18 protein-coding genes are annotated in these 25,348 nt (G+C 67.3%); 6 read left to right on the top strand and 12 right to left on the bottom strand.

The features are described 5' to 3' along the window. Positions 1 to 21: 21 nt before the first annotated feature. Both galU and AC3WL8_RS13015 read right to left on the bottom strand, forming a co-directional pair. A complete protein-coding gene (gene galU / locus AC3WL8_RS13020; RefSeq protein ID WP_013957550.1) occupies positions 22 to 912 on the bottom strand; it encodes a UTP--glucose-1-phosphate uridylyltransferase GalU in 891 nt (296 codons plus the stop codon). Between the two features lie 129 nt (positions 913 to 1,041). Continuing rightward, entirely contained in the window at positions 1,042 to 3,909 is a 2,868-nt protein-coding gene (locus tag AC3WL8_RS13015) for a valine--tRNA ligase (protein ID WP_013957549.1), read from the bottom strand. Positions 3,910 to 4,128: 219 nt separating this feature from the next. Here AC3WL8_RS13015 and AC3WL8_RS13010 point away from each other — a divergent pair, with 219 nt between their 5' ends. Beyond that, positions 4,129 to 6,477 carry a UvrD-helicase domain-containing protein gene (locus AC3WL8_RS13010; protein WP_211980035.1) on the top strand — a complete coding sequence of 783 codons (2,349 nt, stop codon included), beginning with the start codon at positions 4,129 to 4,131 and terminating at the stop codon, positions 6,475 to 6,477. Between the two features lie 43 nt (positions 6,478 to 6,520). Here AC3WL8_RS13010 and AC3WL8_RS13005 read toward each other — a convergent pair whose 3' ends face one another. The 3 genes from AC3WL8_RS13005 to sauS form a co-directional block, all read right to left on the bottom strand. Beyond that, positions 6,521 to 7,813 (bottom strand): MFS transporter, encoded by a 1,293-nt coding sequence (locus AC3WL8_RS13005; RefSeq protein WP_013957547.1) that lies wholly within the window; start codon positions 7,811 to 7,813, stop codon positions 6,521 to 6,523. Between the two features lie 215 nt (positions 7,814 to 8,028). Further along, positions 8,029 to 9,558, bottom strand: coding sequence for an acyl--CoA ligase (locus AC3WL8_RS13000; protein ID WP_211980034.1), 1,530 nt, complete (start codon positions 9,556 to 9,558; stop codon positions 8,029 to 8,031). Beyond that, entirely contained in the window at positions 9,555 to 11,036 is a 1,482-nt protein-coding gene (sauS, locus tag AC3WL8_RS12995; protein WP_492378343.1) for an acylating sulfoacetaldehyde dehydrogenase, read from the bottom strand. Before sauS ends, AC3WL8_RS13000 begins: the two co-directional genes overlap by 4 nt. A 207-nt stretch (positions 11,037 to 11,243) precedes the next feature. Between sauS and AC3WL8_RS12990 the strand changes: the two genes are divergently transcribed. Next, on the top strand, positions 11,244 to 12,002 hold the full coding sequence (locus tag AC3WL8_RS12990; protein ID WP_013957544.1) for an IclR family transcriptional regulator: 759 nt from the start codon (positions 11,244 to 11,246) through the stop codon (positions 12,000 to 12,002). 78 nt (positions 12,003 to 12,080) lie between these two features. Here AC3WL8_RS12990 and AC3WL8_RS12985 read toward each other — a convergent pair whose 3' ends face one another. The 4 genes from AC3WL8_RS12985 to AC3WL8_RS12970 all read right to left on the bottom strand — a co-directional run bounded on the left by AC3WL8_RS12985 (position 12,081) and on the right by AC3WL8_RS12970 (position 15,622). After that, the gene (locus tag AC3WL8_RS12985) at positions 12,081 to 12,887 is read right to left on the bottom strand and encodes a BPSS1780 family membrane protein (protein WP_013957543.1); all 807 of its coding nucleotides are present in this window, start codon (positions 12,885 to 12,887) and stop codon (positions 12,081 to 12,083) included. Between the two features lie 5 nt (positions 12,888 to 12,892). Then, positions 12,893 to 13,888, bottom strand: a complete 996-nt coding sequence (locus AC3WL8_RS12980) for a homoserine kinase (RefSeq protein WP_013957542.1) — start codon at positions 13,886 to 13,888, stop codon at positions 12,893 to 12,895. A 131-nt stretch (positions 13,889 to 14,019) separates the two neighbouring features. Beyond that, positions 14,020 to 14,454, bottom strand: coding sequence for a membrane protein (locus AC3WL8_RS12975; RefSeq protein ID WP_013957541.1), 435 nt, complete (start codon positions 14,452 to 14,454; stop codon positions 14,020 to 14,022). 220 nt (positions 14,455 to 14,674) lie between these two features. After that, positions 14,675 to 15,622, bottom strand: a complete 948-nt coding sequence (locus AC3WL8_RS12970; RefSeq protein WP_228772368.1) for an LOG family protein — start codon at positions 15,620 to 15,622, stop codon at positions 14,675 to 14,677. A gap of 4 nt (positions 15,623 to 15,626) precedes the next feature. On the opposite strand from AC3WL8_RS12970, the gene polA reads away from it, so the two are divergent. From polA to AC3WL8_RS12950, 4 genes are all read left to right on the top strand, one after another. Beyond that, complete coding sequence (polA, locus tag AC3WL8_RS12965) at positions 15,627 to 18,443, top strand: DNA polymerase I (RefSeq protein ID WP_211980031.1); 2,817 nt, start codon at positions 15,627 to 15,629, stop codon at positions 18,441 to 18,443. 157 nt (positions 18,444 to 18,600) lie between these two features. Continuing rightward, on the top strand, positions 18,601 to 19,926 hold the full coding sequence (locus tag AC3WL8_RS12960; protein WP_211980030.1) for an NAD(P)/FAD-dependent oxidoreductase: 1,326 nt from the start codon (positions 18,601 to 18,603) through the stop codon (positions 19,924 to 19,926). Between the two features lie 158 nt (positions 19,927 to 20,084). Then, complete coding sequence (locus tag AC3WL8_RS12955) at positions 20,085 to 20,963, top strand: dienelactone hydrolase family protein (protein WP_211980029.1); 879 nt, start codon at positions 20,085 to 20,087, stop codon at positions 20,961 to 20,963. A 121-nt stretch (positions 20,964 to 21,084) separates the two neighbouring features. Beyond that, positions 21,085 to 21,975: a ZIP family metal transporter gene (locus AC3WL8_RS12950; RefSeq protein WP_011615804.1), complete on the top strand. Its 891-nt coding sequence runs from the start codon at positions 21,085 to 21,087 to the stop codon at positions 21,973 to 21,975. Between the two features lie 2 nt (positions 21,976 to 21,977). Here AC3WL8_RS12950 and AC3WL8_RS12945 read toward each other — a convergent pair whose 3' ends face one another. From AC3WL8_RS12945 to AC3WL8_RS12935, 3 genes are all read right to left on the bottom strand, one after another. Continuing rightward, a complete protein-coding gene (locus tag AC3WL8_RS12945; protein WP_492378342.1) occupies positions 21,978 to 22,835 on the bottom strand; it encodes a sulfurtransferase in 858 nt (285 codons plus the stop codon). A gap of 41 nt (positions 22,836 to 22,876) precedes the next feature. Continuing rightward, positions 22,877 to 23,800 carry a DMT family transporter gene (locus tag AC3WL8_RS12940; RefSeq protein WP_013957535.1) on the bottom strand — a complete coding sequence of 308 codons (924 nt, stop codon included), beginning with the start codon at positions 23,798 to 23,800 and terminating at the stop codon, positions 22,877 to 22,879. A 207-nt stretch (positions 23,801 to 24,007) separates the two neighbouring features. After that, complete coding sequence (locus AC3WL8_RS12935) at positions 24,008 to 25,111, bottom strand: aromatic ring-hydroxylating oxygenase subunit alpha (protein WP_013957534.1); 1,104 nt, start codon at positions 25,109 to 25,111, stop codon at positions 24,008 to 24,010. Between the last annotated feature and the right edge of the window lie 237 nt (positions 25,112 to 25,348).

Genomic DNA, 25,348 nt, shown 5'->3' with positions numbered 1-25,348 from the left:
TTGTTTGCAGGGCCAGCGCGATCAGCTGCCGATGCCGGTCAGGTGCTCGCGCGATTCCAGGTAGGCGCTGAAGTCAGCCCCGACTTCCGGGTGCTTCAAGGCAAATTCAACGGTCGCCTTCAAGTAGCCCAGCTTGCTGCCGCAGTCATAGCGGCGGCCCTGGTAGCGGTAGGCCAGCACCTGCTCCTGACCCAGCAGCGACTGGATCGCGTCGGTCAGCTGCAGCTCGCCGCCGGCGCCCGGCTTCAGGTCACGCAGGTGTTCGAAGATGCGCGGGGTCAGGATGTAGCGGCCAACCACGCCCAGGTTGGACGGGGCATCTTCCGGTGCCGGCTTCTCGATGATGCCCGAGACCTTGATCACGTCCGCATCCCACTCGCGGCCGTCGATCACGCCGTAGGAGCGGCTTTGCTCCGGCGTGATCTCCTCGACGCCCAGCACCGAGCAGTTGTAGTGGTTGAAGGTATCCACCATCTGCTTCATCACCGGCGGGTTGCCGTCGATCAGGTCATCGGCCAGCATCACCGCGAAGGGGGTGTCGCCGACCAGCTTGGCCGCGCACAGCACCGCATGGCCCAGGCCCAGCGCTTCGGGCTGGCGCACATAGAAGCACTCCACGTTGGCGGGCTTGATCGAGCGCACCACGTCCAGCAGCGCCTGCTTGTTCTTGGCCTCAAGCTCCACTTCCAGCTCGTAGGCCTTGTCGAAATGGTCCTCGATGGCGCGCTTGGAGCGGCCGGTGACAAAGATCATCTCGGTAATGCCGGCGGCCATGGCTTCTTCCACGGCGTACTGGATCAGCGGCTTGTCCACCACCGGAAGCATTTCCTTGGGGCTGGCCTTGGTGGCCGGCAGGAAGCGAGTGCCCAGGCCCGCAACCGGGAACACAGCCTTGGTGACGCGATTTTCCATATCAGGTGTACCTCTCAGATTCCAGTCCATAACCCTGCCAGCCATTGCGGGCGCCGTCTGTCCGGTTCTGTCTGACGAAGCCGGACAGAACCCCCGGCAGGCAGGGGCGTGAATGCGGCCGCCGTGCCGTCAGGCCGGCAGCCGCTGCAGCTGGCCCTGCAGCTTGGCCAGCGTCTGCTCGAAATCAGCCAGGCGCTGCGTCTCTTGCGCCACCACGGCAGGCGGTGCCTTGGCGACAAAGCTCTCGTTGGACAGCTTGGCGCGGCACTTGCCGATTTCGCCACCGATTCGCTCGACTTCCTTCGACAGGCGCACGCGCTCGGCGGCGGCATCGATCTCGATCTTCAGCAGCAGGTGGTTGCCCCCGGCAATGGCGACCGGCGCGCCGGCGCCTTCAGCCTGCAGGGCAGCTTCATCTTCGAAGACGCGCACCTCGGAAAGTTTCGCCAGTGCCTGGATATGTGCGCTAGCCGCCTTCAGGAAGGCGCTGTCGCCCTCGGCATAGAGCGGGATGCGCTGGGCCGGCGAGATGTTCATCTCGCCGCGCAGGTTGCGGCAGGCATCGATCACTTCCTTCAGGCGCGCAACCCATTGCTCGGCTTGCTCGTCGATCTTGGCGACCGCCGGCAGCGGGTAGGGCTGCAGCGCAATGGTTTCGGAGCCATCACCCTTGGCGCGGCCGGCCAGCGGGGCCACCTTCTGCCACAGCTCTTCGGTGATGAACGGGATGATCGGATGCGCCAGGCGCAGCACGGTCTCGAGCACGCGCAGCAGAGTGCGCCGCGTGGCGCGCTGTTGGGCCTCGGTGCCGTTCTGGATCTGCACCTTGGCCAGCTCCAGGTACCAGTCGCAGTATTCGTCCCAGACGAACTTGTAGATCGCGTTGGCGATATTGTCGAAGCGGTATTCGGCAAAGCCCTTCTCGACCTCGGCTTCCACGCGCTGCAGCAGCGACACGATCCAGCGGTCGGCCTGCGAGAAATCCAGATAGCCGTCCGGGCCGCAGTCGTGGTTGCACGGGCCCATGCCGCAGTCATGGCCCTCGGTGTTCATCAGCACGAAGCGGGTCGCGTTCCACAGCTTGTTGCAGAAGTTGCGGTAGCCCTCGCAGCGGCCGGTATCGAAGTTGACGTTGCGGCCCAGCGTGGCCAGCGACGCGAAGGTGAAGCGCAGCGCGTCGGCGCCGAAGGCGGGAATGCCCTCGGGGAATTCCTTTTTCGTCTTCTTCTCGATCTTGGGCGCGTCCTTGGGGCGGCGCAGGCCGGTGGTGCGCTTCTGCAGCAGCGTGTCGAGGTCGATGCCGTCGATCAGGTCCACCGGGTCCAGCGTGTTGCCCTCGGACTTGCTCATCTTCTTGCCTTCCGAATCGCGCACCAGGCCGTGCACGTAGACGGTATGGAAGGGCACCTTGCCGATGAAGTGCTTGGTCATCATGACCATGCGCGCCACCCAGAAGAAGATGATGTCGTAGCCGGTCACCAGCACCGACGACGGCAGGAAGTGATGCATCTCGGGCGTTTCTCCCGGCCAGCCCAGCGAGGAGAACGGCACCAGCGCCGACGAGAACCAGGTGTCGAGCACGTCTTCCTCGCGGCGCAGGCTGCCGGTGCTGCCGGCGGCCCTTGCCTTGGCCAGCGCTTCGTCTTCGGTGCGGCCGACAAAGCAGTTGCCGGCATCGTCGTACCACGCCGGGATCTGGTGGCCCCACCACAGCTGGCGCGAGATGCACCAGTCCTGGATATTTCCCAGCCACTGGTTGTAGGTGCTGATCCAGTTTTCCGGCACCAGCTTGATCTCGCCGCTCTGCACGGCTTCCAGCGCCACCTCGGCGATCGAGCGGCCCGGGTAGAAGGTGCCTTCCGGCGCCGGCTTGCTCATGGCGACGAACCACTGGTCGGTCAGCATCGGCTCGATCGCGCTGCCGGTGCGCTCGCTGCGCGGGGTCATCAGCTTGTGCTTCTTGACCTCGGCCAGCAGGCCGCGCTTGTCCAGGTCCTCGACGATGGCCTTGCGCGCGTCGAAGCGGTCCAGGCCGGCGTAGGCGGCGGGGGCGTCGGCAACGATCTTCGCGTCCAGCGTCAGGATCGACAGCTGCGGCAGGTTGTGGCGCTGGCCCACCGCATAGTCGTTGAAGTCATGGCCCGGGGTCACCTTGACCACGCCGGTGCCGAACTCGCGGTCGACGTATTCGTCGGCAATCACCGGGATCTGGCGCTCGGTCAGCGGCAGATGCACGAACTTGCCGATCAGGTGCGCATAGCGCTCGTCTTCCGGGTGGACCATCACGGCCACGTCGCCCAGCATGGTTTCGGGGCGGGTGGTGGCCACGGTCAGGTGGGTCAGGCCGCCCTTGGTGTCAGCCTCGACCAGCGGATAGTGGATATGCCACAGCGAGCCTTCTTCCTCGACGCTGTCGACCTCCAGGTCCGACACCGCGGTGCCCAGCACCGGGTCCCAGTTGACCAGGCGCTTGCCGCGGTAGATCAGGCCCTGTTCGTGCAGACGCACGAAGGCTTCGGTGACCGCCTTCGACATCTCGGGCGACATCGTGAAGTACTCGCGGCTCCAGTCGATCGAAGCGCCCATGCGCCGCACCTGGCGGGTGATGGTCGAGCCCGACTCTTCCTTCCAGGCCCAGACCTTCTCGGTGAATTTCTCGCGACCCAGCTCATGGCGCGACACGCCCTGCGACTCGAGCTGGCGCTCCACCACGATCTGGGTGGCGATGCCGGCGTGGTCGGTGCCCGGCACCCACAGCGTATTGGCGCCGCTCATGCGCGCATGGCGCGCCAGGCCATCCATGATGGTCTGGTTGAACGCGTGGCCCATATGCAGCGTGCCGGTCACATTGGGCGGCGGCAGCTGGATCGCAAAGTCCGGGCGGGCAGGGTCGAAGGTCGGCTGGGCGATGCCGCGCTTCTCCCACTCGGGGCCCCATTTCGCCTCGATGGCGGCGGGTTCGAAGCTTTTGGCGAGGGACTGGTCTTGGGCGGTCATGCTGGGATGTGGATATTGGCGTCGGGGGTCGTCGCAGGGTGCTTCGGCCTGCGCCTGGCGCGGCGGCGGCCGTCGGCGGCCGGCATTGCGCCAGTAAAACGTTAAATTATACGGGGGTGGCAGGCTGGTGCCTATTTCCTGGCCATCCGGCCCCGCCGGATGTGACTTGCGCGACAGGGCCCGCCGGTATAATTGCCGTCAATCCACAAGGCTCATCCGATGTCCGACCTGCTTGCCAACCTGAACGCCGAACAACTAGCCGCCGTCACCCTGCCTGACGAGCCGGCGCTGATCCTGGCGGGCGCGGGCAGCGGCAAGACCCGCGTGCTGACCACGCGCATCGCCTGGCTGATCCAGAACGGCCGGGTCTCACCGGCGGGCATCCTGGCGGTGACCTTTACCAACAAGGCCGCCAAGGAAATGCAGACGCGGCTGTCGTCGATGCTGCCGATCAACACCCGCGGCATGTGGATCGGCACCTTCCACGGCCTGTGCAACCGCATGCTGCGCGCGCATTTCCGCGACGCCGGCCTGCCCCAGACCTTTGCCATCCTGGACAGCCAGGACCAGCTTTCGGCGCTCAAGCGGCTGCTCAAGTCGCTCAACGTCGACGATGAGAAGTACCCGGCCAAGAACCTGCAGTACTTCATCAACAATGCCAAGGAGCAGGGCCTGCGCCCGGCCGACGTCGAGGCCAACGACGACTTCAACAAGCGCTTTGTCGACCTCTATGCGGCCTACGACCTGCAGTGCCAGCGCGAGGGCGTGGTCGACTTTGCCGAGCTGCTGCTGCGCTGCTACGAGCTGCTGCGCTACAACGACGCCATCCGCCAGCACTACCAGCACCGCTTCCGCCACGTGCTGGTCGACGAGTTCCAGGACACCAACGTGCTGCAGTACCAGTGGCTCAAGCTGCTGGCCGGCTACGGCACGCTGAACCCGGCCGCAGTCTTTGCCGTCGGCGACGACGACCAGAGCATCTATGCGTTCCGCGGCGCCAACGTCGGCAATATGCGCGACTTCGAGCACGAGTTCCGCGTGCGCCGGCTGATCAAGCTGGAGCAGAACTACCGCTCGCACGGGCATATCCTGGATTCGGCCAACCACCTGATCTCGCACAACGCGCGCCGCCTGGGCAAGAACCTGCGCACCGACGCCGGCCATGGCGAGCCGGTGCGGGTGTTCCAGGGCGGCTCTGACGGCCAGGAAGCCGCCTGGATCATCGAGGAGATCCGCGACCAGATCGCGCAGGGCGCCAGCCGCGCCGAGATCGCCATCCTGTACCGCAGCAACGCGCAGTCGCGCGTGATCGAACATGCGCTGTTCTCGGCCGGCATCGCGTACCGCGTCTATGGCGGCCTGCGCTTCTTTGAGCGCGCCGAAATCAAGCACGCGCTGGCCTACATGCAGCTGCTGGAGAATCCGCGCAACGATGCCGCCTTTGGCCGCGTGGTCAACTTCCCGGCGCGCGGCATCGGCGCGCGCTCGCTGGAAGTGCTGCAGGACATGGCGCGCCAGTACGACTGCGCGCTGGCCGAGGCGGTGGCCTACGTGCCCGGCGCGGCCGGCAGCAAGCTGGCGGCCTTTACGCGCCTGGTCGAGAAGATGCGCGACGATACCCGCCGCATGACGTTGGCCGAGACCGTCGAGTACGTGATCAACCACAGCGGCCTGATCACCCACTACCAGGGCGAGAAGGAAGGCCAGGACCGCATCGAGAACTTGCAGGAACTGGTGACCGCCGCGCAGGCCTTCGTGGTCGAGGAAGGCTACGGCCTGGAAGCGCTGGCCGCGGTGATTCCGGTTGACCGCAGCCCCGCCGCCCCGGCACTGGCCGACGGCGACCAGGCCCAGCAGGTGCTGGATCCGGAAGCGCTGCCGGTGGTGATGACGCCGCTGGTCGCGTTCCTGACCCATGCCTCGCTGGAAGCCGGCGACAACCAGGCCCAGGCCGGCCAGGACGCGGTGCAGATGATGACCGTGCACGCGGCCAAGGGGCTGGAATTCGACGTGGTCTTCATCACCGGGATGGAAGAGGGCCTGTTCCCGCACGAGAACAGCATGATGGACCCGGACGGCGTGGAAGAAGAGCGCCGCCTGATGTACGTGGCGATCACGCGTGCGCGCAAGCGGCTCTACATGTCGTTCGCGCAAAGCCGCATGCTGCACGGCCAGACCCGCTACCACGTGCGCTCACGCTTCTTCGAGGAACTGCCCGAGGCCTCGCTCAAGTGGCTGACGCCGCCGGCGCAGGGCTACGGCGGCGTGCGCCGCCAGGAGCGCGACAGCGCCTGGGGCCGCGACTGGTTCCGCAAGCCCGAGGACGTGCCCTATACCGGCACGCGCCCCACCGGCGGCATGGACAACGGCAATGGCTATGCCGATGCCAAGCGCGAGGCCGGCACCGGCTTCCGGGTGGGGCAGTCGGTGTTCCACAACAAGTTTGGCGAAGGCGTGATCACCGCGCTGGAAGGCGAAGGCACGGACGCACGCGCCAATATCAACTTCAAGCGCAACGGCGCCAAGTGGCTGGCGCTGTCGGTGGCGAAGCTGGACGCGATCGACTGAGCGGGTCCGGCTTCGCTGCGCGCCATGCCGCGCCCCGGGCGGCTCAGGGCAGGGCGTGGCGGACCTCGCCAGCCTTTTCGTCGGGGCTGTCCACCGTCAGCAGCGGATTGATGAACAGCGAGGCCAGCGCGCCAACCCCGAGCAGCGCCGCCGAGATCATGAACGGCAGGTCATAGCTGCCGGTCCGCTCGATCAGGTAGCCGAATACCACCGGCGACACCATGCCGGCTACGCCGAAGCCGGTGTTCATCATGCCGCCCGCGGTGCCGGCGTACTTGCCGGCGATGTCCAGCGGCAGGCTCCACAGCACCGCGTTGGTCAGCTCCAGGAAGAAGAACGACAGCGACAGCAGGATCACGGCGTTGACGGCATCGCCCGTAGAGGTCATCGGCACGATGAACATCAGCGAGCCGGCCAGCCCCACGAACAGGATCGAACCGCGCGCCAGGCGCAGGTTGCCGGTGCGCCGGTAGATGCGGTCCGACAGCACGCCGCCGAGCGTGTCTCCGACCACGCCCGCCATCAGTGGCAATGCCGTGAACAAGGCCAGCTGCTTCAGGTCGAAGCCGCGCGCCTCCTTCAGGTACGAGGGCAACCACGTCAGGTAGACCCACAGCGACCAGCCGTAGCAGAAGTCGACGAAGGTCACCAGCCACATGCGCCGGAACAGGCGCCGCCACGGCGTGGCCACCTTGGCTGCCTGCTGGCTATCGCCGCGCCGGTAGCCGATTTCCTGCAGCTCCTGCGCCGTCACGCGGCGGTGTTTGTCGGGCGAATCCTTGAAAAAGAAGGCGTACAGCAAGGTCCAGCCGAGGCTGACCGCGCCCAGCACGATGAAGGCTTCGCGCCAGCCGGCGGCGGCCACGATGACCAGCACGATCGGCGGCGTGATCGCACCGCCCAGCCGCGCGAAGCTGTGGGTGATGCCCTGCGCGAAACCGCGCTCCGCCACCGGCATCCAGTAGGTGAAGGCGCGCGTCGCGGTCGGGAATGCACCGCCTTCGCCGATTCCCAGCACGAAGCGCAACACCACCAGCATCAGCACGCTGCCCGCGAAGCCGGTCAGCACGGTGGCCACGCCCCAGATCAGTGACAGCACGATCAGCACCTTCTTGGGCCCGAACTTGTCGGCCATCCAGCCGCCGAGGATCTGCATGGCGGCATAGGGGTAGGCAAAGGCCGAGAACACCAGCCCCAGCTGCGATGTGGTCAGCCCCATTTCCTCGCGGATCAGGGGGGCGGCGACCGAGATGTTGACGCGGTCGATATAGGCGATGAAATACATCAGGCACATGACGCCCAGGATCATGTGCCGGGTCTTGATGCGTTGCTTCATAACCACCTCCTATGCGCGGCACGCGCGTGGTGTTGACGGGGCGGCGGCCGGCGCACGGTCCGTAGCCATGCGCTTGCGGCGCGCCGGGGGCGCGGCGCCGGCCGCGCTGCCCCGTCCTTGAGCAATCTGTCTGCAGTCTTGAGTCGTGTCTCCTGGTCTGGTGGATTCTGGTCGGGCAGGCTCCTTGGCTAGGGTTGTGGAAAGGGAGGGAAGGTTCAGACGTGGTCGAGCAGCTTCAGCCGCTGCACCTTGCCGGACGGGCCGCGCGGCAGCTCGGCGATAAAGCGGAACTCCTTCGGCGTCTTGTAGCGGCCCAGCTCGCGCAGGCAATGCGCGCGCAGCGCCGCGTCGTCGCAGTGCGCGGCCTCGCGCATGACCACGTAGGCGACGATCTCCTGCCCGTAGGCCGGGTCCGGCACGCCGACCGCCGCGGCTTCGAGCACGGCCGGATGGCGCAGCAGCGCCTCGTCGATCTCGCGCGGGGCGATGTTCTCGCCGCCCTTGATGATCAGTTCCTTGGCGCGCCCGGTGATGTAGAAATAGCCATCGGCGTCGCGGTAGCCGAGGTCGCCCGTGCGCAGCCAGCCGTCGTGCGTAAAGGCCTCGCGCGTGATGTCCGGCGCCTTGTAGTAGCCCGCCATCACGCTCTCGCCCTGCAGCACGATCTCGCCGACCTGTCCGTCAGGCACCGGCTTGCCGTCGCGACCGAGCACGCGTGCGCGCGTGCCAGAAGGCTGGCCGATGCTGCCGATGCGCCGCCGGCCCGGGTCGAGCGGATTGCTGAACGCCGGTGCGGCAGTCTCGGTCATGCCCATGGTCTCGATCACGCCGATGCCGAAGCGCGCCTCGAAGGCGCGGTGATGCTCGGGCGGCAGCGCCGCCGAGGCCGAGCGGCAGAAGCGCACGCCGGCCGGGGCCTGGCCGTGCGGATCGTTCAGCAGGTAGGCGATGATGGTCGGCACCACGTTCAGCCAGGTGCAGCGGTGGCGCGCGCTGTCCTGCCAGAACGCGCCGGCGGAAAAGCGCATCGGCATCACCACCGAGCCGCTATGCACCAGCGGCGCGATCGCGGTCACGACCAGGCCATTGATGTGGTACAGCGGCAGCGTCGCCAGCACCCGGTCGGCCGGCCCGAGGCAGTGCTCGCGGCTGACGTTGGCGCCATTGGCCATCAGGTTGCGCTGCGTCAGCAGCACGCCTTTGGGCGTGCCGGTGGTGCCGGACGTGTACATGAGCAGCGCGGGCGCGTCCGGCTGGGGTGGGGGCAGTGGCGACGCAGCGTCATGCGTGGCGGGCAGTGCCGGCAGGCTGTTGGCGTCGGGCGCGGTGACGATCACCGGCACGTCCAGCCCGGTCTCGCGCAGGGCCTCGCGGATGGCGGCTTCTCCGTCGGGCCAGGTGAAGACCAGCCGGGTATCCGAATGCGCAAGGATGTAGCGCAGCTGCGCTGGCTGGCACAGCAGGTTGATCGGGTTGACGACCAGCCCGCTAGCCATGGTGCCGAGCAGGAGCCGCGCGGTCTGCTCGCCGTTGGGCAGATACACCGACACCGTCTGCCCGCTGCCCAGGCCGGCTGCCGCATAGCGGCGGCCGAGCATGCCGGCGTCGGCCGCCAGCGCGCCGAACGTGAGCGCATGGCCACTGTCCGGGGACAACAGGTAGGGCTTGTCGGGCCACTGCGCGGCACGCACGGCCATCAGCGCGGCAAGCGTGTCGAACACTTCGGGTTCCGTGCGCGCGTTCATTTGCCGACCCTCGCGAAGTAATCGCCCAGCAGGTCCGCTTCATCGGGCACGTGCTCGGCGATGGGCACGGCGATGCGGGTGATGTTCAGGAATTGGCGCCAGCCGAGGTTGTCCGAGAAGTTGTTGCCGCCCCAGGTGCCGCAGCCCATCGACAGCGAGAACGGCAGGCCGTTGTCGAAATTCCCGCCGGTGGCGAAGCAATGCGCCTGGTTCACGATCACGCGCGCCACCGGCAGTTCCTGCCCGAGCTGCAGCGCATGACGCGGGTTGGACGAATGCAGGCTGACCGAATGCCCGGCGCCCATATAGGCGTACAGGCTCGCCACGCGCTCGACCGCCGCCGCGAAGTCGGCGGCGCGGTAGAGCGTCAGCACGGGCGAGAGCTTTTCGCCGGAGAAGGGGTAGTCGCTGCCGACGCCGGCTTCTTCCACCAGCAGCATCGCGGGCCGCAGCGCGCGCACGCGTTCCAGCCCGGCGAGTTCGGCAATGCGGGCCGCGCTCTGTCCCGTGAAGGTGCCGGCGAGCTTGCCGTCGCGCCACATCAGCGCCTGCAGCCGCGCTTTCTCCGAAGCCGTGAGCAGCACGCCGCCGACCGCCGCCAGGGCGTCGAGCATGGGCGTGTAGACGGCGTCGAGCACGACCAGGCTGTTCTCCGACGAGCAACTGGTGGCGTTGTCGAAGGTCTTGGAGCGCACCACCTTGGCGGCCGCGTCATCCAGCGCGGCGCTGGCGTCGATGATCGATGCCACATTGCCGGCGCCCACGCCGAAAGCCGGCGTGCCGCACGTGTAGGCCATGCGCACGTTGGCCTGCGAGCCGGTCGCGACCACCAGGTCAGCCTGCCGCATGAGCTCTGCCGTCGCGGCCTTCGAGACCGGCGCGGGCAGCATCTGGACCAGGTCGGCGGGCAGGCCGGCGCGGGCAAACTCGGCGTGGATGAACGACAGCAGCAGCGCGCAGGTGTCCTGCCCCTTCGGCGACGGCGCCACGATCACGCTGTTGCCGCACTTGAGCGCGTTGATGATCTTGTTGGCCGGCGTGGCCGCGGGATTGGTCGATGGGGTGATGGCCGCCACCACGCCCACGGGCCGCGCGATCTCGGTGATGCCGGCTGCCGCATCCTGTGCGATCACGCCCACCGTCTTGCGGCCATGCAGGTCGCGCAACAGGCCCAGGGTCTTGCGGTGGTTCTTGCGAATCTTGTCGTCGACATTGCCCAGGCCGGTGTCGGCGACGGCACGCTCGGCCAGCTGGCGGTTGCGCGCGGGCTCCATGATGGCCCACGCCGCAGCGGCGACTGCCGTGTCGACGGTGGCCTGGTCGGCACGCGCGAACTCGCGCTGCGCCTGCCTGGCCCGGGCCACGACCGCAGCGACGGCTTCGGCCGCGGCTTGCGCTGGCTGCGTGGGCAGGGATGCCGTCGGTAGGGGCAAATCGGAATTGTTGGACTGCCGGCGATGCAGTATTTGCACACTCATGGATTCGACTCCGCGGTTTGGACGGTTAGGGCCGCCGCGCTTTGTCGTGCACTTCGCGGCACCATCGGCGGCCCTGGATCGAATCTAGTGAAGCGGGGCAGACAGGCCGTCCCAATTTGTGCGCTTTCGCGAGCGCGCAGCTGGGGTGCGATCCAGAATTCAATTTTCGGGACGGCCATGCGTCCCGGAATCCTTTAAATTTGATCCATGAGCAATCACTCGAATGCCGCCGCGGTGCGCGCCTTCCGCATTCTCGAGATCCTGTCCGCGGCCGACGGACCCCTGTCGCTGGCGGCCATCGTGCAGGCGATCGAGTTGCCGAAGCAGACCGTCCACCGCATCCTCAAGCAGCTGGAAAGCACGTGGCTGGTGTCGCGCACGGCTGGCAACCGCCACTACGAGTGCTCATCGCGCGTGCGGCAGCTGGCCGTCAATGTGCTGATGCAGGCAGGTCCGGCGGCGGCGCGCCATGCGATCCTGCAGCAACTGGTCGACAAGATTGGTGAGACCTGCAACCTGACCATGCTGTCCGGTGACGACGTGGTCTACCTGGACCGCGTGGAAACGCAATGGCCGCTGCGCATGCACCTGCAGCCGGGCTCGCGGGTGCCGCTGCACTGCACCGCCAGCGGCAAGCTGCTGCTGGCGTTCCTGCCGAGCGCGCAGCGCCAGCGCCTGGTTGCCAGCCTGCCGCTGCGCGCGCACTCGGCGCACACCATCACCAATGCCGAGGCCTTGCACGCGGAACTGGCCGAGACGCGGCAGCGGCGCCTGGGGGTCAACAATCAGGAAAACCTGGAAGGCATGATCGCGGTCGCGGTGCCGGTGATGCGCAACCGGACCCGCGCCTGCGCGGCGATTGCCGTGCAGGTGCCAATGGCGCGCATGACGATGGACCAGCTGATGGGATTCGTGCCGGACTTGCGCCTGGCAGCGGACGAGATGGTGAAGACGTTCTGCGAATAGCCCGTGACGCGAGAGGCAAGCGCGGGCCTTGATCGATTGAGGCAAAAAAACCGGCACGCTGCCGGTTTTTTTGCCTGTTCAAGCGCCCGGCGCTGCCGGCGCGGCCGGGTCCACCCCCGGCGGCGTCACGTTGAAGCAGCCCCGGTACGTCGCATAGAACGAGCAGTACAGGATCGCCAGCATCAGCAGCGAATACGGCGTGACCAGGAACGACAGCACCGTCTCCGCGCCGAAGGCGCTGAACACCGCCTCCAGGAAGAACGGGATCGCCACCAGCAGCATCGCGAACAGCACCGCGTAGGTGAAGAACGCGCCGCGGTTGCGCCAGCACGCGGTCCAGCTGAAGAACAGCGCCTTGACCGGCGACACGCCGTGCCAGGCCGCCAGCAGCGGCGCGAACCAGAACATCATCGCGATCGGCGTGTACAGCAGCGCGCCGATCAGCATGGCGTAGTAGAGCTGGCGCACCGCTTCGGCGGTCGGCGCTTCTTCCTTCAGCACGATCGGCACCAGCGCGCTCATGTCGACCACCGAGCCGGCGATCAGCCCCAGCACGAACACCAGCCCGGCGTAGATGCCGCCCAGTACCAGCAGGTTGCGCGTGGCTTCCTTGCCGTTGGCGCGGAAACCCGCCAGCAGCACGGTGGGCATCACCCGCTTGTTCTGGATCACGTCGCGGCATGCGGTCATCACGCCGACCGACAGGCCGGGGGTGACCACCAGCAGCGCGATGATGCCGATCAGCGGCACCACGATGGCCAGCTGCGCGGCGATCAGGTAGACGAACAGCAGCATCAGGAAGGTCAGCGGGTTCTTGCGGAACAGCCAGATGCCCTGGCGGAACCAGGTGTAACCTTCCTTGGCAGGGACTTCCAGTAGTTGCATACGGATCAGATCCAGGGGAGCGGGGCGCTTGCAGGGTCCGCGCCGATGCGCCGGCGCAGGATGCGTTCGAAATGGGTTGGGTCGTGCGGTTGCAGCATGTCGGCCTCGCGCGGCAGGTAGAAGTCCCACAGTCGCGACACCCAGAAGCGCAGCGCACCCGCGCGCAGCATGTCCTGCCAGTGCGCGGCCTCGGTGGCGGTCAGCGGCCTCACGGCATGATAAGCCCGCAGCAGGGCCTGCGTGCGCGCGGGGTCGAGTTCGCCGCTGGCCAGGTCGATGCACCAGTCGTTGACGGTGACCGCCACATCGAACAGCCACTTGTCGTTGCCGGCGAAGTAGAAGTCGAAAAAGCCGCCCAGGCGGTGGCGTCCGCTGCCGTCTTCCTCGAACAGCGCGTTGTCGCGGAACAGGTCGCAGTGGCACGGGCCTGCGCCCAGGCCGGCGTAGTCCGCGCTGGCGAAGAAGGCGGCCTGGTGGGCGATCTCCTGCTGCAGCAGCCCGCGCTGGCCGGCATCCAGGAAGGGCAGGATCTCAGGCTCGGTCTGTTGCCACCAGGGCAGGCTGCGCAGGTTGGGCTGCTGGCGCGCATAGTCCTGGCCGGCCAGGTGCATGCGTGCCAGCATGTCGCCCACTTCAGCGCAGTGCTGCGCGTCGGGCGCCAGCTGCGACGCCCCGGGCAGGCGCGTGACGATGGTGGCAGGCTTGCCCTTGAGCGGGCGCAGGATCTCGCCGTCGCGCGCCGGGATCGGCGCGGGCACGCGGATGCCGCGCTCGGCCAGGTGCGCCATCAGGTGCAGGTAGTAGGGCAGCTGCGCGAACGTGAGCCGCTCGAAAATGGTCAGCACGTACTGGCGCGTCTGGCCATCGTGCTCCATGGTGAGGAAGAAATTGCTGTTCTCGATGCCCGAGGCGATGCCGCGCAGCTCGCGCACTTCGCCAAGGTTGAAATCCAGCAGCCAGTGGGCGATCTCGTCCTGCGAGACCGTGGTGAATACGGCCATACTCGTTGTGTGAAGCGAATCGGAAAGCGGCGGGCACCAGTTTCGGACAAAGTCCGGGCCGCCGCCGCGGCATGACACTGCCGGAGGGCCGGCGCGGCCTGGGGCTTACGCCAGGCCGTGGGCAAGCGAGGTCAGAACTTCAGGTTGACCGAAGGCACGCGGTTGACATCGTGCTCGCGGATCTTGGGCGAGCTGTCTTCCGGCTTGCTCATCTCGTACTTGGTGCCGAAACCCGATTTGACCTGGATATCGGTGGCCCGTCCCTTGTCGCGGTACTCGCGCACTTGGGTGCCATCGCGTTCATTGAGCTGGAAGCTCGGCTGGCGCGGCTGGTTCAGTTGCGACTTGGCCGCCGGGGCGATCGGCTGGTTGTTGATCTGGTTCAGTTCCTGCTGCGTCAGCGCATTGCTTTCCTGCGCGACGGCCCAGCCGGAAGCCAGCGCCAGCGCGGCCGCCGCCACGGCGGCGAGGCTGGACACGGACCGCCTGGCAGGCGATTCAGGCTCGCCGGCCACGGCGGAAGACCGCGTGGGCCGGACCGAGCGGGCGGTGGAGGGGGAGGTCATCAGGTGCTCCTGTGCGGGGCTGCGGCGCAGCTTGCGCGCAGCGCCGCGGCATGCGGCGGTTGGACTGCAACCCGGCGGCGCCGGGCTTGGCAGACGGACAGGTTCCATTCTAGCAATTCCTGCCGTGCGCAGGCCGCCGCCGTGCCCCGGGGGGCACCTGCGCAACGGGCGCCGGGTGCCGGGTACGTGGCTTGGCGCCGCGCGCCTGGCGTCCCATGCCTTAGAGGTAGAACATCTCTTCCTTGGGCGGGATCGGCTTGTCGCCGCCGCGCTGCTCGTAGTAGTCGTAGACCGCTTCCAGCACTTCGTGCGGCTCGTCGACGATCTTCATCAGGTCCAGGTCGTGCTCGGCGATCAGGCCCATCGGCAGCAGCGTGAAGCGGAACCAGTCCAGCAGGCCCTTCCAGAAGCGGCTGCCGAACATGACCACCGGCACCGAGCGCGACTTGCCGGTCTGCACCAGCGTCAGCACCTCGGCCAGTTCGTCGAGCGTGCCGAAGCCGCCCGGCATCACGATGAAGGCGTCCGAATTCTTGACGAAGGTGACCTTGCGCGTGAAGAAGTGGCGAAAGCGCATGGCAATGTCCTGGTACGGATTGCCCTGCTGCTCGTGCGGCAGTTCGATGTTCAGGCCGACGCTGGCGGACTTGCCGGCGTGCGCGCCCTTGTTGGCCGCTTCCATGATGCCCGGGCCGCCGCCCGAGATCACGGCAAAGCCGGCGTCCGAAAACAGCCGGGCGATCTCGATGGTGCGCTGGTAGTACGGCGAATCCTCGCGCAGGCGCGCGCTGCCGTAGATCGACACGGCCGGGCGGATCTCGGAGAGGTACTCGGTGGCCTCGATGAACTCTGCCATAATCGTGAACATTTGCCACGAGGCGCGCGCCTTCTTTGCGGTAGCGCGGTCTTCGTCGGCCAGCGCACGCAGGCTGGGGATCATCTTGCGCGGATTGGCGCGCGCGGCCGCAGCAGCGGCCTTTTCAGCAGCAACTTCGGGCGGATGGCCCGCGGCAGCAGCATCGGCCGCCGCGGCGATGGCCGCGGCGTGCTCGGAAGCAGCCTCCGGCGGGGGTTGCACGGTATCGCCGGAAATGTCGGAAACATCCGGGTCAGCAAGGGGGGCGGTCGAGGCACCGCCTGCAGCGGCACCAGTCAATTTTGAGTCCATGGGAATGTCGGATAGTCCAAAAACACTCTTGCTCGTCGACGGATCGAGCTATCTGTATCGCGCTTATCACGCTCTGCCGGACCTGAGGAATGGGGAGGGTCTGCCCACAGGGGCAATCTACGGCATGATCAACATGCTGCGCAAGTTGCGCAACGACTACCCGGCAGAGTATAGCGCCTGCGTGTTCGATGCAAAGGGCAAGACCTTCCGCGACGACATGTATCCGGCCTACAAGGAACATCGCCCGTCGATGCCGGAAGACCTGGCGCGCCAGATCGAGCCGATCCATGAGGCCGTGCGCGCCATGGGCTGGCCGATCGTGGTGGTGGACGGCGTGGAGGCCGACGACGTGATCGGCACGCTGTCGCGCCAGGCCACGGAGCAGGGCGTGCGCACGGTGGTGTCCACCGGCGACAAGGACCTGGCGCAGCTGGTCAACGACCAGGTCACGCTGGTCAACACCATGAGCGGCGAGGTGCTCGATCCCCCTGGCGTGGTGGCCAAGTTCGGCGTGCCGCCCGAGCGCATCATCGACTACCTGTCGCTGATCGGTGATGCGGTGGACAACGTGCCGGGCGTGCCCAAGGTGGGCCCCAAGACCGCGGTCAAATGGCTGGCCGAGCATGGCTCGCTCGACGGCGTGATGGCCGCCGCTCCCGGCATCAAGGGCGTGGTGGGCGAGAACCTGCGCAATACGCTGGACTGGCTGCCGATGGCGCGCCAGCTGGTCACGGTCAAGACCGACTGCGACCTCTCCGCCGCGGTGGCGGACTTCCACGCGCTGCGCGAAATCGGCGAGGACAAGGACAAGCTGGTGGCGTTTTTCTCGCGCTACGGCTTCAAGACCTGGCTGCGCGAAGCGACCGGTGAAAGCCTGCCCGATGCCCGCGCCCAGGCCCGCGCCCGCGCGGCCGCCGCCCCCGCGCAAGGCGGCCTGTTCGATGCACCGGCCACGGCCGGCGAAGCCGAGGCACCGGCAGCGGACGAGGCCGCGCCGACCGAGATCCGCTACCAGACGGTCAGCACCGAAGCCCAGCTGGAAGACTGGATGCGGCGCATCGAGGCCGCGCCGCTGGTGGCGATCGACACCGAGACCACCTCGCTGGACCCGATGCAGGCACAGCTGGTCGGCATCTCGCTGTCGGTCGTGGCGGGCGAGGCCTGCTATATCCCGGTGGCGCACCGTGGCCCGGACGTGGCCGGGCTGCCCGACCACGGTCAGCTGTCGCGCGAGTTCGTGCTGGAGCGCATGCGCGCATGGCTGGAAGATGCCAGCCGCCCGAAGCTGGGCCAGAACCTCAAGTACGACGTCCATGTCTTTGCCAACCATGGCGTGAAGCTGCGCGGCGTGGCGCACGACACCATGCTGCAGAGCTACGTGCTGGCCTCGCACCGCAACCATGGCATGGACAGCCTGGCCGAGCGCCTGCTGAGCCTGAAGACCATCACCTATGAAGAGGTGTGCGGCAAGGGCGCCAGCCAGATCGGCTTCGACCAGATCGACCTGGCGCGCGCCACCGAATACGCCGCCGAAGACGCTGACGTGACGCTGCGCCTGCACCGCAAGATGTTCCCGCAGGTGGAAGCCGCGGCGGGCCTGCGCCGCGTGTATGAAGAGATCGAGATGCCGGTCTCGGTGGTGCTGCAGAAGGTCGAGCGCAACGGCGTGCTGATCGATGCCGAACGCCTGGCCGCGCAGAGCGCCGAGCTGGGCCAGCGCATGCTGGCGCTGGAGCAGTCCGCGTACGAAGCCGCGGGCCAGCCGTTCAACCTGGGCTCGCCCAAGCAGATCGGCGAGATCCTGTTCAGCCAGATGAAGCTGCCGGTGGTGAAGAAGACCGCCAGCGGTGCGCCCTCGACCGACGAAGAGGTGTTGCAGAAGCTGGCCGAGGACTACCCGCTGCCCAAGCTGCTGCTGGACTACCGCGGCCTGGCCAAGCTCAAGTCCACCTATACCGACAAGCTGCCCAAGATGGTCAACCCGCAGACCGGCCGTGTGCACACCAGCTACGGCCAGGCCACCGCGGTGACCGGCCGGCTGGCGTCGACCGAGCCCAACCTGCAGAACATCCCGGTGCGCACCGAGGAAGGCCGCCGCATCCGCGAAGCCTTTATCGCCGAGCCGGGCAGCGTGATCGTCTCGGCCGACTATTCCCAGATCGAACTGCGCATCATGGCCCATATCTCGGGCGACGAGAACCTGCTGCGCGCGTTTGCCAACGGCGAGGACATCCACCGCGCCACCGCCGGCGAGATCTTCGGTGTCGAGCGCGAGGCCGTCAGCAGCGAGCAGCGCCGCTACGCCAAGGTGATCAACTTCGGCCTGATCTACGGCATGAGCGCGTTCGGCCTGGCCGGCAACCTGGGCATCGAGCGCGAGGCCGCCAAGAACTATATCGACCGCTATTTCATGCGCTATCCCGGCGTGGCCCACTACATGGAAGAGACCCGGCAGACCGCGCGCGAGCAGGGCTATGTCGAGACCGTGTTCGGCCGCCGGCTGTGGCTGCCCGACATCAACGGCGGCAGCGGCCCGCGCCGCCAGGCCGCCGAGCGCGCCGCCATCAACGCGCCGATGCAGGGCACCGCTGCCGACCTGATCAAGCTGTCGATGATCGCGGTGCAGGCCTGGCTGGAGCGCGACGGGCTGCAGACGCGACAGATCATGCAGGTGCACGATGAACTGGTGCTGGAGGTGCCGGAGCACGAACTGGAGCTGGTCAAGGTGCGGCTGCCGGAGCTGATGTGCTCGGTGGCGCAGCTGCGCGTGCCGCTGGTGGCCGAAGTGGGCAGCGGCGCCAACTGGGAAGAAGCGCACTGATGAGGCGGCCTGTCAGCCAGCCTGCGCCGCCCATGCGTTGTGGTATCGAATGAAGCGACTGCTGAGTCAGGCTTACCGGCTTGCCAGGTATGCTGCAATGCAGCAGACTGTGGCAAACGCCTCAGGCAAGAATTCACAAAAACGCATCAGGTAGACCATGACAGAAACAAGGACGCCCCGCATTGTTGTCGTCGGTGGGGGAGCAGGGGGGCTGGAACTGGTAACGAAGCTGGGCGACAAGCTCGGCCGCGAGGGGAAAGCGCAGGTGGTGCTGGTGGACCGCCTGCCCACCCACATCTGGAAGCCGCTGCTGCATGAAGTGGCAGCCGGCAGCATGGACCCCAACACGCACCAGCTGGAATACGCGGCGCAGGCGCGCTGGCATCACTTCGAGTTCCAGCTGGGCGAGCTGACCGGCATCGACCGCACCCGCAAGACCATCTCGGTGTCGGCCAGCTTCGACGAGGACGGCGCCGAACTGCTGCCGGCGCGCGAGCTGCCCTATGACACGCTGGTGCTGGCGATCGGCTGCGTCACGCATTTCTTCGGCGTGCCCGGCGCGGCCGAGAATGCCATCGCACTGGACGTCGTGGCGCAGGCCGAGCGCTTCCGCAAGCGGCTGATCGCGGCCTGCGTGCGGGCCCAGAACGGGCGCGGGCGCGTGGGCGAGGACGGCCGGCCGCGCGTGGACGTGGCCATCATCGGCGCGGGCGCCACCGGCGTGGAGCTGTCGGCCGAGCTGCGCAACACCGCGCACGTGCTCAGCGCCTACGGCCTGCACCAGCTTGACCCGCGCCGCGATGTGCATATCCACGTGATCGAGGCCGGCCCGCGCATCCTGCCGGCGCTGTCCGAGCGGGTCTCGGTCGAGACCGCCAAGCTGCTGAAGAAGCTCGACGTCGATGTCCTGACCAGCGAGCGCGTGACCGAGGTCACGCCGCAGGCGGTGCTGACCGCCAGCGGCAAGCATATCGATGCCGACCTGACGGTGTGGGCGGCGGGCATCACCGCGCCGCCGGTGCTGGCCGCGCTGGGACTGCCGGTCAGCCGCCAGGGCCAGATCGTGGTCGGCCCGACGCTGCAGAGCGAGGGCGACCCGGACATCTTCGCCTTCGGCGACTGCGCCAGCTGCCCGTGGCCCGAGAAGCAGACCGCGGTGCCGCCGCGCGCACAGGCCGCGCACCAGCAGGCCACCTTCCTCTACAACGCGCTGCGTGCCCGGCTGGACGGGCGCCCGCTGCCATCGTTCGCCTTCCAGGACCTCGGCTCGCTGGTGTCGCTGGGGCATTTCAGCGCGGTGGGCAGCCTGATGGGCGGGCTGATCGGCGGCTCGATGTTCATCGAAGGGCTGATGGCGCGCGTCATGTACACGTCGCTCTACCGGATGCATGTGATGGCGCTGCACGGCGCCGTGGGCATGGCACTGGATACCATCTCGCACTGGCTGCGCCGCAAGACCAGCCCGCGCGTCAAGCTGCACTGACGCGCGCCCGGGCGGGGCTTTCCGCGCTGCACCATGCCGCGCGGGCGGCTGGCGTGCGGGGGTGGCTGCAAAGCCGCCCCATGTTTTCTCCATGTCTGCTTAAAATCTGGCGCTGGCGCCGCATCCCGGCCCAGCCACCAACGATCCTGGAGACACGCATGCTCAAACCGGAAGTGGATAGCCTCGTCCCCGGCCAGACGTTCGACCGCCGCGGGTTTGTCAAGATGGCGCTGGGTTCCGCCTTTGCGGCGGCCGCGCTGCCGGTGATGGCCCAGCAGGCCATCAAGACCGACTTTGCCGGCCTGAGCGCCGGCGAGGTCACCATCCCCTCAGGCGGCTTCAGCATGCCGGCCTACCGCGCCCAGCCCGAAGGCAAGAAGAACCTGCCGGTGGTGCTGGTGGTCAGCGAGATCTTCGGCGTGCACGAGCATATCGCCGACGTGTGCCGGCGCTTTGCCAAGCTGGGCTACCTGGCGATCGGGCCGGAACTGTTCGCGCGCCAGGGCGATCCGCAGAGCTTCGGCACCATCCAGGAGTTGCAGCGCGAGGTGATCGCCAAGGTGCCTGATGCGCAGGTGATGGGCGACCTGGACGCCGCGGTGGCCTGGGCCGGTGCCAACGGCGGCGATGTGTCGCGCCTCGCCATCACCGGCTTCTGCTGGGGCGGGCGCATGACCTGGCTCTATGCCGCGCACAGCAAGCGCCTGAAGGCCGGCGTGGCCTGGTATGGCCAGCTGGCGCCCGAGCCGACCCCGCTCAAGCCGAAGAATCCCATTGACCTGGTCGGCCAGCTCCATGCCCCGGTACTCGGCCTGTATGGCGGCAAGGACACCGGCATCCCTCTGGAGCAAGTGGAGAGGATGAAGTCCGCGCTGGCGGCGTCGTCCGACCCGGACGCCAAGGCCTCGCGCTTTATCGTCTACCCCGAATCCGGCCATGCCTTCCATGCCGACTACCGGCCCAGCTACCGTGAAGCCGACGCCAGGGATGGCTGGCAGAAGTGCCTGGACTGGTTCAGGCAGCACGGCGTGGCCTGAGCCGGCCGTCCGGGCGCCGCGAGGCGCCTCTCGCCCGACAGCAGGATTGCAAAGTCCCGGCGGATACGTACAATGCGGCCTTTGAGTTATTGCAACATTGTTGCGTTAGCCGCCCGGCGCGATGCGGGCGGAACGGCGGGGCCGCCCGGTACCGCCACCCCGGGAGCCCATCATCCATTCGACGCTTTTGTATATCCTGCTCGCCGCCACGATCTCGGGGGTGGGCAGCATTTTCGGGGCGGCGCTGCTGTCGCTGACCGTGGCGTCCCGCGTGGTCGAGCGCATGGTGAGCTTTTCGGTGGGCGTGCTGCTGGCCACCGCGCTGCTGCATTCGCTGCCCGAGGCATTCGAGTCCGGCGCCGACCCGCGCGCGCTGTTCGGCACGCTGCTGGCGGGGCTGCTGGGTTTCTTCCTGCTGGAAAAGATCTCGCTGCTGCGCCACTCGCACCACCACGAGGGCGACGGGCACCACCACCATCACGGCCATGACCGCGAGGAAGCGGGCCGCAGCGGCCTGACCATCCTGGTCGGCGACACCTTCCACAATTTTGCCGACGGCATCGTGATCGCGGCGGCCTTCCTGGCCGATCCGCATATCGGCGTGGTCACCGCGCTGGCGATCGCGGCGCACGAGATCCCGCAGGAAGTGGGCGACTTCATCGTGCTGCTCAACGCCGGTTTCTCCAAGGCGCGTGCCTTCGCCTTCAACCTGCTGTCGAGCCTGGCGGCCATCGCCGGCGGTGTGGTCGGGTATTTCCTGCTCGACCAGCTGAGCGGCTGGATCCCGTACGTGCTGGTGATTGCCGCCAGCAGCTTCCTCTATATCGCGGTCAGCGACCTGATGCCCCAGATGCAGCGCAAGCCGCGCTGGCGCGAGTCGGCGATCCAGGTGGTGCTGGTGGCTGCGGGCATCTCGGCGATCGTCTTCATCACCAACGGCGTGCACGAGAGTCACAGCCACGGCGGGCACGGCCATATCGCGCCCGCCGCGCCCATTGCCTCGTCACGCTGATCTCAGGCGGCCCCGGTAGCGACCGGGCGCGCCGGGTCGGCGCACCATTCGCTCCATGATCCCGGATACAGCGCCGCGCCGCCCAGGCCGGCCGCTTCCAGCGCCAGCAGGTTGTGGCAGGCCGTGACGCCCGAGCCGCACTGCATCACTGCCTGCGCCGGGGCGCGCGCGCCCAGCACTGCGCCGAATTCCGCGCGCAGGGTCTCGGCTGGCTTGAAGCGGCCGTCCGTCCCCAGGTTGTCTTTGAAGAAGCGATTGACTGCGCCGGGGATATGGCCGCCAACCGGGTCCAGCGTCTCGTTCTCGCCGCGGAAGCGGTCGGGGGCGCGCGCATCCACCACCAGCAGCGTGGCGCGTTCGAGGTTGTCCGCCAGCGCGGCGGCGTCGACGGTCGGCACCAGCGACTTGCGGCGTTGGAACTTGCCGGGGAACTCCGGCTCTTGCGCGGCATCGTGTTCCAGCGGCAGGCCGGCCTTGACCCAGGCGTCCTTGCCGCCGTCGAGCACGGCCACGGCATCGTGGCCGAGCCAGCGCAGCAGCCACCACAGCCGCGCGGCGAACATGCCGCCCTGCGCATCGTAGGCCACTACCGGGGTGTCGTTGTCCACGCCCAGCGCCTGCAGGCGCGCCGCCAGGTCGTCGGCGTCGGGCAGGGGGTGGCGGCCGTTGCTGCCGGTCTTGGGGCCGGACAGCTCGTTGTCCAGGTGCAGGTAGAAGGCGTCGGGCAGGTGGCCGGTACGATAGGCCTCGCGGCCGGCCGCCGGGTCGGCCAGATCGAAGCTGCAGTCGATCACGACGCAGCCGCCGGGCGTGGCCAGCAGCGATTGCAGTGCGGTGACGGAAATCAGCGGTTTCTGCATGGGAATCCTGTTGCGATCGATGGAAATGGGCTTAGGAGATGCTACACCTCGGGATGGACTTCCGCCTCCGGCGACTTGACCGGCGTGGCCGGCGTGGGCTTGGCATCGGTGCCCTGGCGCGCGCGCATCAGCGTGGTGGCGATGCCGCTGGCGATGATCAGCCCCATGCCCAGCCAAGACAGCCAGTTCAGGCGGTCAGACCAGATCAGCATGCCCCACACGCTGGAGAAGACGATGCCGGCGTATTGCAGGTTGGCGGTCAGCAGCGTGTTGCCGCGCTTGTAGGCGCGCGTCATCGCGGTCTGGCCCAGCGTGGCCAGGATGCCGATGGCCAGCAGCAGGCCGGCGCCGTACCAGGTGTGCGGGCTGGTGCCGCCCAGCAGCATCCACGCGAGTCCGGCGATCATCCCGACCAGCGAGAAATAGAACACGATGCGGCCCTCGGGCTCGCCCAGCTGGCCGAGCTGGCGCACCTCGACATAGGCCAGCGCCGTGAACATGCCCGAGATCAGTCCGACCAGGCCGCCGGTCAGCTGGTCCTTGCCGACTGAAGGCTGCAACAGGCAGATCACGCCGGCAAAGGACAGCAGGATCGCCAGCACCAGGCGCCGGTCGGCATTGCCGCCGGTGCCGGCCAGCGCCGCGCCGGCGCCCAGGATCAGCGCGATCCATACCGGCGACATGTAGTTCAGCGTCATCGCGGTGGCCAGCGGCAGCAGCGAGATCGAGGTGAACCACAGCATCAGCGCGGTCACGCCGAACACGCTGCGCTTGATGTGCGACAGCATGTAGGGCGTGCGCACCGGGACCCCGCGCGAGGACAGCAGCACCCACATGATGACCACGCTGATCAGACCGCGGTAGAAGACGATCTCGCCGGTGGTGTAGAGATCGGATGCCAGCTTGACGCCAACCCCCATCAACGAGAAGGCGAAGGCGGCGAACAGCATCCAGAGCGATTGCATGGCGAGGGCGTGGTGAAGCGAAGCGGGAAGGAGAGACATCCGGCGCGCGCGCGGGGCTTCGTGGCTGGCCTCGCGTCGCGAAAGCGGTCTGGCGCGGCGGTATGCGCGGCCGGCACCGGACAATGATTCTAGCAGTGCACTTCGTGTCCCAAAGCAAAACGGACCGCCGTGGCGGTCCGTTCCTGCGTGCGTTGTGCGGTTATTGCACTAGCCAGCGTAAGCCATGGCGCGGCGATACCACTCATGGAAATGCTGCATGCCGTCTTCCATCGGCGACTGGTACGGGCCGACCTCGCTGGTGCCGCGCTTGAGCAGCGCGAGCCGGCCGGCATCCATGCGCTCGGCGATCTCGTCGTCCTCGATGCAGGTTTCCATGTAGGCGGCGCGCTCGGCCTCGACGAACTCGCGCTCGAACAGCGCGATTTCCTCGGGGTAGTAGAACTCCACCACATTGCGCGTCTTGCGCGGGCCGACCGGGTGCAGCGTCGAGATCACCAGCACGTTCGGGTACCACTCCACCATGATGTTGGGGTAGTAGGTCAGCCAGATCGCGCCGTGCTTGGGCAGCACGCCGTCGTTGAAGCGCAGCACCGCGTCGTGCCACTTCTGGTACGTCGGGCTGCCGGGGCGCTTCAGGCCGGCATGCAGGCCCACGGTCTGCACGCTGTGCCACTCGCCGAACTCCCATTTGAGGTCGTCGCATGAGACGAAGCTGCCCAGCCCCGGGTGGAACGGCACGACGTGGTAGTCCTCCAGATAGACCTCGATAAAGGTCTTCCAGTTGTAGTCGCACTCGTGCACCTCGACGTGGTCCAGCATGTAGCCGTCGAAGTTCAGGTCCTGCGCCACGCCCAGCCTGGCCAGGTCGGCGCGCACGTCGCGCTTGCCGTCGAACAGCAGGCCGTTCCAGTTCTGCAGCGGCGAGCGCTTCAGGTGCAGGCAGGGTTGCTTGTCGAAATGCGGCGCGCCGAGCAGCTCGCCCTTCAGGTCGTAGGTCCAGCGGTGCAGGGGGCAGACGATGTTCTGCGCATTGCCGCGGCCGTTGAGCATGATGGCCTGGCGGTGGCGGCAGACGTTGGACATCAGTTCGATGCCCGCGGCGTTGCGTACCAGCATGCGGCCTTCGTCCTCGGCCCTGAGCGTGTGGTAGTCGCCGACTTCCGGAACCATCAGCTCGTGGCCGATATAGCCCGGGCCATTCCTGAACAGCAGTTCGAGTTCTTGTTGATGCAGCGCTTCGTCGAAATAGACGCCGACGGGCAGTTGCGTATCAGCCGGCGCCAGCTTGAGCGCGGTGCTGAGATTGGACATTATCCCCACTCCCAGATGAACAGGTGAAAGCAGTGAACAACCCAACCATCGAAAATTGAATCGATTTGGGAAAGACAGTCGCCAGGTCGGGAGAGACTCCCATGCACCCCTGGCGGCGAACGGGGGATTGTACCCGAGCCAAAAAGTTAAGGGCCTGATTTTTTTGCCTTTTTAGCGAAAAAGTCGACCCGGGTCGTCATCTGGGTGCCGTACCGGGCGCATTCGGAAAGACGACCC

It is taken from the genome of Cupriavidus sp. FW305-F7 (assembly GCF_058782875.1).
Note: the sequence above shows the minus strand (reverse complement) of the source record. Positions and strands in the feature narration are given on the sequence as shown.